This window comes from Roseovarius faecimaris (genome assembly GCF_009762325.1).
In the GTDB taxonomy this organism is placed as follows: Bacteria; Pseudomonadota; Alphaproteobacteria; order Rhodobacterales; family Rhodobacteraceae; genus Roseovarius; species Roseovarius faecimaris.
Window position 1 is genome coordinate 2,490,770 of the sequence record NZ_CP034348.1, and the last position, 15,265, is coordinate 2,506,034.

Here is a 15,265-nt window from a genome sequence, read left to right on the forward strand (position 1 = left end):
CGGTTCCTCTCGCAGCCCTCAGGAGTGGCGGGTCGCCGGTTGGCCGACTGGCCGTGCACTTCTACTGGTTTTCAGCAGCCAGTCGTGGAATGCCTTTGCCGAGGGCGACAGATCCGCATTCTGCGGTATGATCAGGTGATAGGCAAAGGATGTGCCAAAGGTCCGGTCGAACGGATTTACAAGATCACCGCGTTCGAGTTCCGATTGCACTGCCCAGGACGCGAAAAGCGAAATACCCAGGCCGTTGATTGTCGAACTGAGCTGGAAATGCCTGTCCTCCAACATCATTTGAGACCGGGTTTCCGGCAGCTGAACGTCATTGTCTGCAAACCATTCCTCCCACATTCGCGTGTCATCCACATGCAGCAAGGTACAGCTTGCCAGATCAGACGGCTCCCGGATCGGATGGGCGGCCAGATAGGCCGGGCTGCAAACAACGACAAGCCGTTCAGGCCAGAGCTTGGTCACTTCGAAATTGCTCCAGCTCCCGCGTCCCCATTGGATGCCGAGATCGGCAAAACGTTCCGGGTTGGCCATATGGGCGTAGTTGTTGTTGTGATTCTTGATCGACAACTGCACGCCGGGATTGGCTTCGAGCAGCCCGCCCAGCCGCGAGGATAGCCAGCGGCTCGCGAACATCGGCAACAGCGCCAATTCGATGGAACCCGCGCGGCTCGCCGCCTGGTCGATACCGGTGCGGATCGCTTCGAGCCCGCGCGCGACATGGCCGGCCAGGATCGAACCGGCCTCGGTCAGTTCAAGCCCCGAGGCGCTTCTGCGGAACAACGCCGTGTCGAGTTCTGCTTCCAATTTTTTGATGTGATAGCTGACGGCGCTTTGGCTGGAATTCAGAAGCTGCGCGGCACGGGTTACGTTCTGCACATCAGCAACCGCATTAAACACTTGAATAGAATTAATATTTCGGATTACCACAGGCATTTAAAAACATCCGAGCGTCTGCTTTCCCTGACTTTGGCAATCTAATTATTAGATGGCAAGACCCAAACATTCGATTTTCGCCACACGGGTTTCGCGGTCTATGCTGCCCGCAACTGCTGATCAGGCAGGGGGGAGGACACTGTGACCACGGCCGTTTTGCAGGTGCAAAATCTCTGTAAGTCGTTCGGCGGCGTCCATGCCGTTCGCGATCTGTCATTCCGCGTTGAGCCGGGCGAAATCCTCGGGCTGATCGGGCCGAACGGGTCGGGCAAGTCGACCACGGTCAATGCGCTTGCGGGGGTCTACCCGGTGACATCGGGCGAAATCCTGCTGGCGGGCGGACATATCCAGACCCTGCCGGAATACGAGCGTGTCTCGATGGGGCTGGCACGCACCTTTCAGACCGCCAGCATTTTCCCGGAATTCACCGTGCGCGAACAGATCCGACTAGGCTGCAATGTCACCCTGCATTCACATCCGCTGTCGTCTGTCTTTGGTATCGGGCGTCATCCCGGCGAGGACGAGGCGGTGACGCAGCGCATCGAGGATATTCTGGAACTGACCGGGCTGAACGATGTGGCCGATAACCGGGTCGCCACGATCACCGCCGCGGAACAGCGTTTCCTTATGATCGCCACGGCGCTGGCCGCGCAGCCCAAGGTGATCCTGCTGGACGAACCGGCGGCCGGGCTGGTCAGCCACGAGAGGCAGGCCCTGTCCAGCCTGATCCGCAGCATTCGCGATACCGGTGTGTCGGTTCTGGTCATCGAACATCACATGGCCCTGATCATGGAGGTCTGCGACCGGATCGTGGTGCTGAATTTCGGCTCCAAAATCGCTGAAGGCACGCCTGAGGAGATCCGCAACAACCAGGCCGTGATCGACGCCTATCTCGGGGAGGCGGTGTGATGCTGAAGGTTTCGGACCTCAGGGTCAGCTACGGCCCGATCGAAGTGATCCACGGCATCAGCCTTGAAGTCAACGAAGGGGAATGCGTGGCACTTATCGGGGCGAACGGCGCGGGCAAGTCTTCGACGCTCAAGGCGATCTGCGGGCTGGTTCCGGCCAAAGCGGGCACGATCACATTCGAAGGGCAGGACATCACCAACCAGAGCGGCCACAAGATTGTGCGGGCCGGTATCACCATGTGCCCCGAGGGCCGTCAGGTCTTTCCGCAGATGAGCACGGTTCAGAACCTCGCAATGGGCGCCTATGCCCGCACAGATGGCGAGCAGGCCAGCGACCTGGAAGAGATGATGGACATGTTCCCGATCCTGCGGGAACGCGCCAGTCAGGCGGCGGGCACTTTGTCGGGCGGAGAGCAGGAAATGCTGGCCATCGCCCGCGCGCTCATGGCGCGGCCCCGCCTGTGCATTTTCGACGAACCGTCGCTGGGGCTTGCCCCCAAGATCGTGGCGGAAGTGGGCGAAACCATCGACCGGATCAAGAAGATGGGCAAAACCATCCTGCTGGTTGAACAAAACTCGCTCATGGCGCTGCGGCTGGCCGACCGGGCCTATCTGTTCGAGGCCGGCGAGATTGTGCTGAGCGGCACGGGCAAGGAACTGCAATCACATCCGGAGGTGGTCAAGGCCTATCTCGGCCACTGATCGGGCAAAACCAGGAACTGGGAGGAGACACTATGAAACTGGGAACACTGGCAGCCGCCTTTGCGTTGGCTGGAACTGCGGCATTTGCCGCGGAAAAGACGCTGGATATCGGGGTCAGCGATGCCTTGACCGGCGGTGCAGCGGTCTATGGCCTGCCACAGGCCAACGCGGTGAAAATGGCCGCGGAAGAAATCAATGCCGCGGGCGGCATCACGGTGGGCGACGATACCTATATGCTGAATGTCATCGCCTATGACGACAAGGCCAACCCCACCGAGGCGTCGAACTCGGTCCGCAAGCTTTTGGACCGCGATGGCGTGAAGTTCATTCTGGGCTTCTGCTGTTCCGGCGCTACAGGGGCGGTGGCCTCGTTCATCGAAAATGAGGATGCGGTGATGCTGGTCGGCAATGCCGCCGAGCGCTCGATCACCACGCGCGAGATTCCCAACCTCACCCGGACCCGCCCGCCGGCGGATTACACAGGCGCAGCGGCCGGGACGTTCGTGGCGCAGAAAGGCCACAAGAAAGTGGCCGTGCTGGGGGCGCTCGATATCGGGTTCTATGCCAGCTATGTCGATGCCTTCGAGAAAGAGCTGGAAAAGGCCGGGGGCGAGATCATCACCCGCGAAAGCTTTGGCCTGAAAGACCGGGACATGACCCCGCAGCTCACCAAGATTCGCGAACTTGGCCCCGATGCGATCCTTGTTGTCGGTTATGTGGAACCGGCCGCCTTCATCTATCGTCAGGCGGTTGAACTGGGCATCGATGTGCCGCGCTATGGCTTCACCTCGGGGTCCGAAGAGCAATTCCTGCGTGTGGCCACTTCAGAGCAGATGGAAGGTGTCTGGGACCTGCGACCAACGGAGCTTACGCTGCTGTCGGCCAGCGATAACGGCATCGCCTATCACAAGAACTATTCCGAGAAATACGGCATCGCCCCGTCGCCAAGCTCGCCCTATGCCTATGATCAGACCTATGCGCTGAAGGATGCGATCGAGGCGGCCGGCACGGTCGAGGACACCGAAGCGGTGGCCGCCGCCCTGCGCGAGCTGCCCGTTCCGGACGAGGTGGTGATGCAGTACCTGCCGGTGGACGGCAAGATGTTTGACGTAAATGGCCAGGCCTACACCTCGAACGGGGCGTTTCAGTGGCAGAACGGGAACTGGGTCTTCGTGCAGGACCTGCCCTCGGATGCCGCGGCCTATTCGGCCTTCCTGAGCACCATCGACTGATGCAACCCCGGCGGCGCGGGACGCAATCCCGCGCCGCCCTTTCAGGACGGCGGATATGATCGAGATCTTCCAGCAAATCATCAACGGCATGGCCATCGGCGGTGTCTATGTGCTGATCGCACTTGGGCTGACCACGGTGTTCGGCATCCTGGGCATCGCCCATTTCGCGCATGGCTCGGTGTCGATGTTCGGTGGCTATCTGACCTTTTTCCTTGTGGTGATGTGGGGGCTCCCGCTGCTCGCGGCCATTGCCATCGCGTTGGTGGTCGGGCTGGTGCTGGGTCTGCTGATCGAACTTCTGGCCTATCGCCCGGTGCGCAACGCAAGCCATATCAACGCCTTCATCGTGGCGCTTGGTCTGACAATGATGGTCGAGGGGCTGAACCTGGAATTCTTCGGCCATGAACAGGTGGTCATCCCGACCAATCTGAACCGGGTGTTCAACATAGGCGGCGTGACCATCCCCGAGCTTCGGCTGTATGTCATTCTTGCCGCCGCACTGCTGATCGCGGCCATGACGGTCTTTGTCGAGAAAACCAAGACCGGCCAGGCAATCCGCGCCGTGGCTGAAAATCGCGATGCGGCGATCCTGATGGGGGTGAATGTCAACACGATCCCGCTGGTGGTGTTTTCGATCTCCACAGCGTTGGGCGTTTGCGCCGGGGTGATGGTGGGCGCCCTCTTTGCCATTGCCCCGGGCATCGGCGAGGGGCTGGTGGTCAAGGGCTTTGCGGTTCTCGTGCTGGGCGGGCTGGGCTCGATCCCTGGCGCGGTCATCGGCGGGCTTGTCCTTGGCATTACCGAGGCGCTCGCAGCGGGCTTCATCTCCTCGGCCTACAAGGACGTGATTGCCTTTATCATCATGATCCTTGTGCTGCTTGTCCGCCCGCAGGGCCTGATGGGGAAAGCGTGATGCGACTGAGTGGCAAACATATCCTTTGGCTGGCGGCGCTTTTGGGCTTTGTCCTGTTGCCGCAGCTGATTTCGGTCAAGTATTACCTGCACCTGTCGATCCTCGCGCTTATCTGGGTGATCGCGGCTCAGGGCCAGAACATGATCCAGGGCTACACCGGCTATGTCACCATCGTGCAGGCCGGGTTCATGGGCATCGGCGCATATTCGACCGCCCTGATGGGATTGCACTACGACTTGCCTGTCTGGCTGACAATCTTGCTGGCCCCGCTGGTCACGGCGGTGTTTGCACTGGCGACCGGTTATCCCAGCCTGCGGGTCAAGGGACATTACTTCGCCATTGTCACACTGGCCTTCAACCTGGTGATCTTCATCGTGTTGATGAACTGGCATGACCTGACCCAGGGCGAGGCAGGCATCACCGGCATCCCCAAGCCCGGTGGGAAGGACGGCCTTCTGAACTGGCGCGACCGCGAAACCTATTACTATTTCGTGCTGATCATCGCGATGCTGATGACAGGTCTGGCCGCGCTGATCGTACGCAGCCGGATCGGGCAGATCCTGATCGCAATTCGCCAGAACGAGGATCTGGTGGGCGCGGTCGGCATTCCAGCATGGAAATACAAGCTTTTCGCCTTTGTCGCCTCGGCCATGTATGCCGGGCTGGCCGGTGCGGTCTATGCCCACTACCAAAGCTTCATCAATCCCGAGATCTTCGGCGTCGCGCAATCTCTGGATGCAATCCTCGCGGTGATCATTGGCGGATCAGGCACCATTGCAGGGCCTGTGATTGGCGCGTTCTTCGTGGTTTTTCTGCCGGAATACCTGCGCTTTGCCGACAGTTTCCGCCTGATCCTTTATGGGCTGGTTCTGGTGCTGGCGACCATTTTCATGCCGCGCGGCATTGTTGGTGTCGTCGGTGACCTCTGGGCGCGGTTCCGGGGCGGGCGGTCATGAGCGGTGCCGAGACGTTTCTGGGCCGGGTCACGGCCTTTGCCGAGGGCCCCGTGGCGCAGGCGGCACAGAGTTGGGCGCTGGGAGAGGACCCCGACCCGCAGCTGACCCGCGATGCGGCGGCGATCGGGCTGACCGGGATCACCACTCCGGCCGAACATGGCGGGTTGGGCTGCGGCTTCACTACCCTCGTTGAGGCCTGCGCGGCGCTGGCCGCTGTCGATTTCGGTTTTGCCATGTCGCTGGTCAACACCCAGAATGTCGGCCTGCGCCTGTGCCTGTCGGCACCGGACGCGCTGCGCGATGCCTGGCTCCCGCGCCTTCTGTCGGGTGAGGTCAGCGCCTGCACCGCCCTGACCGAACCCGGCGCCGGATCGGATTTTGCCGCCATCACAACCCGCGCCACCGAAACCAACGAGGGCTGGCGCATCAACGGCGAAAAGAAATGGATCGTCAACGGACGGCAGGCGGGGCTGGCCGTTGTCTTCGCGCAATGCGGACAAATCGGAGATGCAGGCGGCATTGGCGGTTTTCTGGTCGATCTGGGTCAGCCTGCCGTGCGCCGCTTTCCCATATCATCCGGATTTCCCCAAGCGTCGATGGGCACCGGGGGCTTCGTTCTGGACAACGTGGTGGCCGAAGGGCTTCTTTTGCCACCCGGCGGGGCGTTCAAATCGATCCTGCACGAAATCAACGCCGCGCGCAGCTATGTAGCGGCGATGTGCAATGCCATGCTGGGGACCGCCATCCGCGAAGCGGCGGAATACGGCGCGCACCGCACGAGCTTTGGCAAGCCCCTGGACCAGCATGCCGCATGGCGGCAGCCGCTGGGCGCGGCCGAGACCGATCTGGCCGCAGCGCACGCGCTCACAGCCAGAGCCGTGGCGCAAATCGAGGCGGGACAAGATGCGCAACTGGCCGCCGCCCAGGCCAAGATCGCCGCGGTCGAAGCTGCGCAGCGCCACATCCCGCAGATGCTGCATGCCATGGGCGCCGCAGGTCTGCTGCCTGAATACTGCTTCACCCGCCATCTGGCGGCCGCTCAGGTGGCCGGCTTCACCGATGGCGCAACCCACATCCTGCGTGACCGGGTGGCGCGGCTCACCCGGTCCGGCACCGACATTTCCAAGAGGTAATCCATGCGCGTTTTCCAGATCGAAGGCGATTGGGGCTTTGACAATCTCAACCTGTCCAAGCGCCCTGCCCCCTCGCCCGGCCCGGGCGAGGTCGTGATCCGGATGCGGATGGCGTCGCTCAATTCCCGCGATCTGATCGTGCCTGAACGCGGCTATGGCCGCGCTACCGGCGACCTGCCCCTGATCCCGGTATCCGATGGTGTGGGCGAGGTTGTCGAGATCGGTGCGGATGTCACCCGTGTCGCGGTGGGGGACAGGGTTTGCCCCACCTATTTCCAGAACTGGACCAGTGGTGAACCCACGCCCGCGCGGTTCGCCTCGGCGCTTGGCGGGCCGCTCGACGGCGTCATGGCAGATCTGGTCTGCCTGTCCCAGGAGGGAGTGGTGAAAGTACCCGGCTATCTGAGCGATGCCGAGGCCGCCTGCCTGCCATGCGCGGCACTGACCGCCTGGAGCGCGATTGCGACCCTTGGCAGGACCAAGGCCGGGGACCGTATTCTGGTGCAGGGTACCGGCGGTGTGGCGCTGTTTGCGCTGGCCTTTGCCAAGATGCATGGCGCGCATGTCACCGTGATCTCCTCCGCCGATGACAAGCTGGAGAAGGTCCGTACCATGGGGGCGGACGAGACGATCAATTACAGTGAGACCGAGGATTGGGCCCGCGCCAGCCGCCAGATCACGGCGGATCGTGGCGGGTTCGACAATATCATCGAACTGGGCGGGGCCAAGACGCTGCCCCTGTCGCTGCGCGCCGTGCGCCCGGGGGGCACGCTGTCAATGATCGGGGTACTGTCAGGGCTGAATATCGAGGCCTCGCTTGGCCCGATTGTGGCCCGGCAGGTGCGCCTGCAAGGCGTCACCGTGGGCCATCGCGACGGGTTCGAGGCGATGCTGGCCGCCATGGCACAGCATGAAACACGCCCGGTGCTGGGCGAAACCTTCGCTTTCGAGAACCTGAAGCCCGCGCTGGAGCACCTGCGCAAGGGCGGTCATTTCGGCAAGACGCTGATCGCATTCTGAGTGCCGTGACCATGTCCTCGCATATCTATCAGCCGAGATTTCACCCACCAGACAAACCGGCTTTCGTGATGTGCGATACCGGCGAGACCGTCAGTTTCGCCGACTTGGAGGCGCGCGCCAACCAGGGGGCACATCTGTTGCGGTCACGGGGTATCGGCGTGGGGGATCACATCGCGATCCTGATGGATAACCGGCGCGAATTCCTTGAAATCTGTTTCGCGGCAGACCGGGCCGGTGTCTATTACACCACCATCAGCACGCATCTGTCAGAAAGCGAGATCGCCTTTATCCTGGGGGATTGCGAGGCCCGGCTGCTGATCGCGTCCGAGCCGTTTACCGGTCTGGCCACATCGCTGGCGCCGCAAAGCCGCTGCGAGATTTTCATCGTTGGCACGCAGGACGGGGGCTTCTCCAACTGGTCCAGAACCCTTGCCACAATGCCCGCCACGCCGATCCCGGACGAGCGTCAGGGCTTGGACATGCTCTATTCCTCGGGCACAACCGGGCGCCCGAAAGGTATCAAATGGGCCCTGCCTGATGAAAAGCCGGGCGCGCGCGGGATGCTGATCGATCTGCTGTCGGGCCTGTTCGGTTATGATCGTGACACCCGCTATCTCAGCCCGGCACCGCTCTATCATGCGGCGCCGCTCAGGCATTCCATGGTCACGATCAAGATGGGCGGCACGTCCTATATCATGCGCCGGTTCGACGCCGCCGAGGCCCTGCGCCTGATCGAGCGGCACCGCATCACCCATAGCCAATGGGTGCCGACGATGTTCGTGCGCCTGTTGAAACTGCCGGAAAACGAGCGGTTGGGCTTTGATCTGTCCTCGATGAAAATGGCGGTCCATGCCGCGGCACCCTGCCCGCAAGATATCAAAAGGCGGATGATCGAGTGGTGGGGCGAGATCATACACGAATACTATGCCGGCACCGAAAACAACGGCTTCACCGCGATCACCAGCGCCGAGTGGCTGACCCATCCCGGATCTGTCGGTAAGGCCAAACTGGGAACGCTGCATATCTGCGACGAAACCGGTATGGAACTGCCCGTGGGTCAAACCGGCGAGGTCTATTTCGAGAACGGCCATCAATTTGCCTATCACAAGGACACAGCCAAGACTGCCGCCTGCACCAATGCGCAGGGCTGGACCACATTGGGCGATATCGGGCATGTGGATGACGAGGGCTACCTCTACCTCACCGACCGCAAATCCTTTGTCATCATCTCGGGCGGGGTGAATATCTATCCGCAGGAAACCGAGGACATACTGCTTGCGCATCCGGCTGTGCTGGATACGGCGGTGATCGGGGTGCCAAATGAGGAGTTTGGGGAAGAGGTCAAGGCGATCGTGCAACTCGTTCCGTCGCACCCCCAATCCGAGGCGCTGAAACAGACCCTGATTGCCTATTGCCGGGATCGTCTGTCGCCGCTCAAATGCCCGCGCAGTATTGATTTTTTTGATGACCTGCCAAGGTCGGCCACCGGAAAACTCTACAAACGCAAACTGCGCGATCTGTATTGGAAGAGCTGATCGGATGGTCGGGCATAGTCCCGCATCTGGCCGATCTCCCGTCGCGAAAAGAGCGCACCATTCCGAAGCCGCCTGACGCGGGAGCAATCCGTCAGAGATCGGGCTCGATTGTGAAGTCCGGAAGCATCTCCAATGCTTCGCGCAACGCCTCGCCCCATCGTCTGGAAACGGATTGATAATAGGGGTCGTCAATGTCGATACGTCCCGTTCGGCCGGTTTTCAGGCTGTCGGTTTCGTAGAAATGAAAATCAAACGGTGCCCCCACCGTCAGATTGGCTTTGAGTGTTGAGTCGAAACTGACGAGCAGGAGCTTCATCGCGGCTTCAAAACTCAAGCCCGGATCATAGGCGCGCACCAGTATGGGGCGGCCATATTTCGTCTCGCCAATCTGGAAGAATGGCGTGTCCGCCGAGGCTTCGATGAAATTCCCCTCGGGATAAATGAGGAAAAGCCGAGGCGGCCCCCCTTTTATCTGACCTCCGAGCAACAGGGTTGCATTGAAGGTGCTGTCCGCCCTTTGGCCTGTATCGGCATGTTCCGCGATCACCTCCCTAAGGGTGTCGGCGGTCATGCGCGCCGCCTGGAACATGGATGGGGCGGCAAGCAATGATGGCGCGCGTTCTTCAGAGGAAATGCTGCGCTCGTCCAGAAGGCTCACAACCGCCTGGGTGGTTGCAAGGTTGCCTGCCGACATCAGCGTCAGCGACCGGTCGCCGGGAGCTTCCCAGATCGCCATTTTCCGAAAGGTCGAAATATTGTCGAGCCCGGCATTCGTCCGCGTGTCGGACATGAAAACGAGCCCAGCTTCGAGCATCATTCCCACACAGTATGTCATTCGAGCATTCCTATTGCTGCGCCACATCAATCGAGACGGACAAAGTTTCTTTGTCGCCGCCGATGCGCGTGCCCGATACCGGTGCAGCTTCGCCATAGTCCAAGCCCGTCGCGACGCGCACGTACCGTGTATCAGGAGAAATCCCGTTGGACACGTCAAAACCGACCCAACCGAGCCCTTCAACATGCGCTTCTGCCCAGGCATGCATTGCGTCCTGAACAGTGCGGTCGTTCAACATCAGATACCCGGACACGTAGCGTGCCGGATATCCCAACTCACGCGCGCAACTCAGGAACACATGCGTATGGTCCTGGCATACCCCTTTGCCTGCGGCAAGAGCCTCTTCCGCGGTCCAGTCCGGATCAGAGGCGCCCAGCTTATAGCTGACAGTTTCACGAATTCTGTCAGACAAGGCATGCAGCTGCGCCAGCGGCTCCAGATCCGGCAGGCCCCGCAGGAATGCCTTGATGCCTTGGCGCGCTTCGGTCCGCCTGGTCGCGTTCAGGAACAACCAGAGCGGCGCCTTGCCTTGATGCGCACCAACAATGCCGTCGTCGCCGTTCAGTTCCACCTCTCCCTCGCTCACCACGAGCAGTTCCTGCACGTCGCGCTCGAACCCGATCAACTCAACGGAGTTGTTGTGGTGATCCTCATAGGTCAGTTCACGCCTGCCACCGTCCACCAGGGTGCGCCAGGACAGGACCTTTTGTTTGTGCGAGGATTTCGGCGTTTTGCGAAGTTGCTGCAGACCGTATTTCACCGGCGCGGCAAAGTGATAACGGGTCTCGTGGCGGATGGTCAGGCGCATGGTCTACTCATAGAACCGAAAATCCGTTTCGATTTGAACCGAAAGATCAGCCAGAAGGGTCAAAACCTTCTGGATGTGCTCATGAAGTCCATACTCAAAGACCGCGTCGATGTCGTGGCTCAGATACATCCGTTCAATCTGCTGGGCCTTGACCTGTGCGGTACTGGGATGGGGCTGGTCTCGGTCAAGATAGCCAAGGTTGTCGATTAGCTTGCGCACACAGAACGCAAGCGAGCGCGGCATCCGCCTGTCAAGGATGAGAAATTGGGCGATCTCGCGCGTACCTGCACCCGCGCCATATTCCATACGAAAGCCGCCGCGTGCTGAAACAGAACGCAGAATGGATTCCCACTGCACATTATCCAGGGATGATCCGACCGCACTGGCCGACGGCAAGAGCACATAGTATTTCACGTCGAGGATACGCGCAGTGTTGTCCGCGCGCTCGATAAACGTCCCGAGGCGCGCGAAGTCATAAATGTCATTCCGAAGCATCGTGCCGTGGGTCATTCCCCGAACAAGCGCCGCGCTCTGACGCATCGCCCCCAGTACACCGGGCAGATCCCGTTCACCGACCTTGCGCGCCAGCATCTCGCGCGCGCTCATATAGGCGGCATTCGTCGCCTCCCAAACCTCGTGTGTCAGGGCTGTTCTCACAAGTCGGGCGTTTTGCCGTGCCGTTTCGATAGAGGACAAGACCGACGATGGGTTCTCACGATCGCGCAATAACCAGTCGATCACAGCCTCCTTGCTCAGCTCATCGCGGGTGGCGGTGAACTGATCAAGACTGCCGGCCGTTTGCAGCACGGAACGCCACTCATTTTCGCCCAGATCCATGCGCGTCAGCGCAATCCTTTGCCCCGTTTCAATCAGCCGCGCCGTGTTTTCCGCGCGCTCCAGTGAGCGGAACATCCAGAACAGTCCGTTTGCCGTTTTGCCCAGCATCGTGTCAGTCCTCCACCACCCAAGTGTCCTTGGTGCCGCCGCCTTGGCTGGAGTTCACCACCAGAGAGCCCTTCTTGAGTGCAACCCGTGTCAGTCCACCCGCGCTGATCTTGATCTCCTGCGGACTGACCAGAACGAAGGGACGCAAATCGACATGTCTCGGGGTCAGGCCCTGACGGGCAAAGATGGGTACGGTCGAAAGGCTGAGCGTGGGCTGAGCAATGTAGTTACCTGGGCGGGCCTTCAGTTTTCGCCTGAAGGCCGCGATCTCTTTCTTTGAGGCGGTGGGACCGATCAGCATTCCATATCCCCCTGACCCGTGAACTTCTTTGACAACCAGATCCTCAAGGTTATCAAGCACATAGGCCAGTTGATCAGGTTCTGAACAACGCCAGGTGGGCACATTCCGAAGAAGCGGGGGTTCACCGGTGTAGAATTCGACGATCTCGGGCATATAGCTGTAAATCGCCTTGTCATCGGCAATCCCGGTGCCGGGGGCATTCGCCAGGGTAATGCCGCCCGCGCGATAGACATCCATAAGCCCCGGCACGCCGAGCTGGCTCTCCGGGTTGAAATTCAATGGATCGATAAAATCGTCGTCGACACGTCTGTAGAGCACATCGATCGATTTGTATCCGCGCGTTGTACGCATCGCCACCCTACCATCCACCACCCTGAGGTCATGCCCCTCAACCAGTTCGACACCCATCTGATCAGCCAGAAAGGCATGTTCAAAGTAAGCCGAGTTGTAAATCCCAGGGGTGAGCACCGCCACGACCGGTTGGGCGTTGGTGGTGTCCGGAGCACAGGCCGCCAGGGACCGCCGAAGATCCGTTGGATAGCTTTGCACACTCTTGACGCGGTTCTGGGAAAACAACTCCGGAAACATCCGCAACATCGTCTCGCGGTTTTCAAGCATGTAGCTGACGCCGCTTGGCGTCCGGGCGTTGTCCTCAAGAACGAAAAATTCATCAGGCCCAGTGCGGACAAGGTCGATCCCGACGATATGGGTATACACGCCGCCGGGAGGTTTCACGCCAATCATCTTGGGCTCGAACGCCGCGTTTCGGCTGATCATTTCTCGGGGGATGCGCCCTGCTTTGATAATCTCCTGCTTGTGGTAAATGTCATAGAGGAAGGCATTGATCGCGCGAACACGCTGCTCGATACCTCTGGTCACACGCGCCCACTCGCGTTCGGAGATAATGCGCGGGATAATGTCGAAGGGGATCAGGCGCTCTTCGGCCTCGGCACGTCCATAAACGTTGAACGTGATCCCGGTCAGTCGGAAAAGCTCTTCCGCTTCGCGCTGTTTTGACCTCAAGCGTTTAGGGTCTTCACCGTCGAACCACCGGTGAAACTCTTCATATGGCTGCCTCAACTGTTCATCGCAGCCCCACATCTCGTCGAAGATAGCCGAATTCCCCATTTTCACTCCCTGCATGCGCGTTGAGGATGAGGCGCAAAGTTGCGGCCTGCTGACCAGAGTCCACTTCGTGAATTGGTTAAGGACATTTGGTTTTGACTATTTTATGGGCGCTTCGCACGAAATCAAAGCACCTCATGTTCGCGTACAATTTCCCTTGGAGGAACTGAGAGCATATGACTGCTGCCCGACCAATAACCGCAAAGGCGGGCCGGATCGCAACATGGAAAAGGCTCAGTGAATAGTTGCTTTGGGCGGTTTGCCATCCAAGCCCGAAACGACGTTCCAAAAGATGCTACAGTGTTTCAATCTTCGAAGATCAGGGCGGAAAATCACAAGACAAGCCGCACAGCACCCGGCAAAGCAGCGGCGGCCGGTCATGACAGAGCTGACAATCCCGGTGTCATGTCTCTCCCAGCGCCCCGGTCAGGAAGCTGGTGAGGTTGGTGGCCAGAGCATCCGAAAGATACCCGCCCTCCTGCACATAGAGCGTGGGCAGGCCCATGGCGGCAATGGCTTTGGCGATCCGGGCAAACCCCGCTGTCGTGATAGCGAGACCCTGAAACGGGTCCTCTTCATGCGCGTCGAGCCCAAGTGCCACGACCAAGGCGGTCGCTCCGAAGGCGCTAATCCGGTTCAATGCGGTATCAAGCGTCGCCAGATAGGCGTCATCTCCGGTGCCGCGCACCAAAGGCAGGTTGAGATTGCAGCCCAGCCCGGCATCTTTGCCACGCTCCTGCGCATGACCCCAGAAAAAGGGATAGAAACGCGCCGGGTCGGCATGAATGGATACGGTCAGCACATCGTCGCGGGTGTAGAACATGCCTTGTGTCCCGTTGCCGTGATGCACATCCACGTCCAGAATTGCGGGGCGATGCCCGGCCGCGCGCAGCCGTTCGGCGGCGATGCCGGAATTGTTCAGAAAGCAAAAGCCACCGGCCATGTCGGTGAACGCGTGGTGCCCCGGCGGGCGGGACAAGGCATAGGCCGCGCTCTCGCCTGCCAGTAAGGCATCAACCCCGGCAATCGCCGATTGCGCCGACCAGTAGGCCGCCTCCCAGGTGTGTTCAGCGATCGGACAAGCGGTGTCGGCCTGATGATAACCCGCCTGACCGATCGCGGATTTCGGATAGCTGTCGGTGCGGTTGGCCGGATGGATATTGGGGATCACCTCTTCGCCTGCTCCGTCTATTCGGCACCAGCGGGTGTAGATGTTTTGCAGAAAGCTGAGATACTCGGCGCTATGCACCGCCGCGATCGGGCAAAGGCCCGCATCCTCCGGCCTCCCGAAATTGCATCCAGCCGCCTGCGCTCCGGCCTTCAGCCGCGCGATGCGTTCCGGTGTTTCCGGGTTCGGCAGCAGGGCACCGTTGGCCATGAAATGCCTGGGATCGTGCTTGCCTTGTCGGTCGTCAAAAAACGCTTTCATTCAGGTTCCTTCTAGGTGTTCGAATGCCTCGCCAGAGAGCTGAAGTACAAGGTCATCGCCTTTCTCGACAAAGCCGAGCCGGGCGTAGAAACCGCGTGCCCCCATATTATGCGCATAGCTGACCAGACGGATGAAACGCGCCTGCCAGAATGTCTGAGCCCGTTGCGCGACATGGCAAAGCAGCGCATAGCCCAGGCCGCTGCCGCGCATGTGTTCTGCCACCCACAGGTCGGAAACATATGCTCCGGCGCCCCCCGTCGACGTGGAGACCACAGGAGAAAACAGCGCCACCGCTTCAAGTGCGTCGTCCGCATCAAGCGCCAGCACACCGTGGCAGGCTGGTTTTGGAGCAAAGAGGGCCGAGTGCAGGACACCCTCCTCAATGCGGTGCGGGTCGCCAAGCTCCGCCGACAGCGCGGCGAGACCGGCCTGCAGCAAAGGCACATGCGCGGGTGTCGCGTCCAGAAGGCGAAACCTCTCCATC

At 60.4% G+C, this 15,265-nt stretch carries 15 protein-coding genes; 8 read left to right on the forward strand and 7 right to left on the reverse strand.

Features of this window, described 5'->3' with window-relative positions; translation table 11 throughout:
- Positions 1 to 18: 18 nt before the first annotated feature.
- Positions 19 to 939, reverse strand: a complete 921-nt coding sequence (locus EI983_RS12690) for a LysR substrate-binding domain-containing protein (protein WP_157707746.1) — start codon at positions 937 to 939, stop codon at positions 19 to 21.
- Positions 940 to 1,080: 141 nt separating this feature from the next.
- Here EI983_RS12690 and EI983_RS12695 point away from each other — a divergent pair, with 141 nt between their 5' ends.
- The 8 genes from EI983_RS12695 (at position 1,081) to EI983_RS12730 (ending at position 9,338) form a co-directional block, all read left to right on the forward strand.
- Positions 1,081 to 1,848 carry an ABC transporter ATP-binding protein gene (locus EI983_RS12695; protein ID WP_157707747.1) on the forward strand — a complete coding sequence of 256 codons (768 nt, stop codon included), beginning with the start codon at positions 1,081 to 1,083 and terminating at the stop codon, positions 1,846 to 1,848.
- Positions 1,848 to 2,549: an ABC transporter ATP-binding protein gene (locus EI983_RS12700; protein ID WP_157707748.1), complete on the forward strand. Its 702-nt coding sequence runs from the start codon at positions 1,848 to 1,850 to the stop codon at positions 2,547 to 2,549. Before EI983_RS12695 ends, EI983_RS12700 begins: the two co-directional genes overlap by 1 nt.
- A gap of 32 nt (positions 2,550 to 2,581) precedes the next feature.
- Positions 2,582 to 3,781, forward strand: coding sequence for an ABC transporter substrate-binding protein (locus EI983_RS12705; RefSeq protein ID WP_157707749.1), 1,200 nt, complete (start codon positions 2,582 to 2,584; stop codon positions 3,779 to 3,781).
- 55 nt (positions 3,782 to 3,836) lie between these two features.
- Complete coding sequence (locus EI983_RS12710) at positions 3,837 to 4,694, forward strand: branched-chain amino acid ABC transporter permease (RefSeq protein ID WP_157707750.1); 858 nt, start codon at positions 3,837 to 3,839, stop codon at positions 4,692 to 4,694.
- Positions 4,694 to 5,650: a branched-chain amino acid ABC transporter permease gene (locus EI983_RS12715; protein WP_157707751.1), complete on the forward strand. Its 957-nt coding sequence runs from the start codon at positions 4,694 to 4,696 to the stop codon at positions 5,648 to 5,650. The genes EI983_RS12710 and EI983_RS12715 overlap by 1 nt, the downstream gene beginning before the upstream one ends.
- On the forward strand, positions 5,647 to 6,783 hold the full coding sequence (locus EI983_RS12720; protein WP_157707752.1) for an acyl-CoA dehydrogenase family protein: 1,137 nt from the start codon (positions 5,647 to 5,649) through the stop codon (positions 6,781 to 6,783). Before EI983_RS12715 ends, EI983_RS12720 begins: the two co-directional genes overlap by 4 nt.
- A gap of 3 nt (positions 6,784 to 6,786) precedes the next feature.
- Positions 6,787 to 7,803, forward strand: a complete 1,017-nt coding sequence (locus EI983_RS12725) for a zinc-dependent alcohol dehydrogenase family protein (protein ID WP_157707753.1) — start codon at positions 6,787 to 6,789, stop codon at positions 7,801 to 7,803.
- Between the two features lie 68 nt (positions 7,804 to 7,871).
- On the forward strand, positions 7,872 to 9,338 hold the full coding sequence (locus EI983_RS12730; protein ID WP_246162167.1) for an acyl-CoA synthetase: 1,467 nt from the start codon (positions 7,872 to 7,874) through the stop codon (positions 9,336 to 9,338).
- A gap of 91 nt (positions 9,339 to 9,429) precedes the next feature.
- Here EI983_RS12730 and EI983_RS12735 read toward each other — a convergent pair whose 3' ends face one another.
- From EI983_RS12735 to EI983_RS12765, 6 genes are all read right to left on the reverse strand, one after another.
- Positions 9,430 to 10,155 carry a proteasome-type protease gene (locus EI983_RS12735; RefSeq protein ID WP_157707755.1) on the reverse strand — a complete coding sequence of 242 codons (726 nt, stop codon included), beginning with the start codon at positions 10,153 to 10,155 and terminating at the stop codon, positions 9,430 to 9,432.
- A 28-nt stretch (positions 10,156 to 10,183) separates the two neighbouring features.
- Positions 10,184 to 10,981 carry a transglutaminase family protein gene (locus EI983_RS12740; protein ID WP_157707756.1) on the reverse strand — a complete coding sequence of 266 codons (798 nt, stop codon included), beginning with the start codon at positions 10,979 to 10,981 and terminating at the stop codon, positions 10,184 to 10,186.
- A 3-nt stretch (positions 10,982 to 10,984) separates the two neighbouring features.
- Positions 10,985 to 11,926 carry an alpha-E domain-containing protein gene (locus EI983_RS12745; RefSeq protein ID WP_157707757.1) on the reverse strand — a complete coding sequence of 314 codons (942 nt, stop codon included), beginning with the start codon at positions 11,924 to 11,926 and terminating at the stop codon, positions 10,985 to 10,987.
- 4 nt (positions 11,927 to 11,930) lie between these two features.
- Positions 11,931 to 13,355 carry a circularly permuted type 2 ATP-grasp protein gene (locus EI983_RS12750; RefSeq protein ID WP_157707758.1) on the reverse strand — a complete coding sequence of 475 codons (1,425 nt, stop codon included), beginning with the start codon at positions 13,353 to 13,355 and terminating at the stop codon, positions 11,931 to 11,933.
- A 400-nt stretch (positions 13,356 to 13,755) separates the two neighbouring features.
- On the reverse strand, positions 13,756 to 14,781 hold the full coding sequence (locus EI983_RS12760) for a histone deacetylase family protein (RefSeq protein WP_157707760.1): 1,026 nt from the start codon (positions 14,779 to 14,781) through the stop codon (positions 13,756 to 13,758).
- The gene (locus EI983_RS12765; RefSeq protein WP_157707761.1) at positions 14,782 to 15,264 is read right to left on the reverse strand and encodes a GNAT family N-acetyltransferase; all 483 of its coding nucleotides are present in this window, start codon (positions 15,262 to 15,264) and stop codon (positions 14,782 to 14,784) included.
- Position 15,265: the final 1 nt, after the last annotated feature.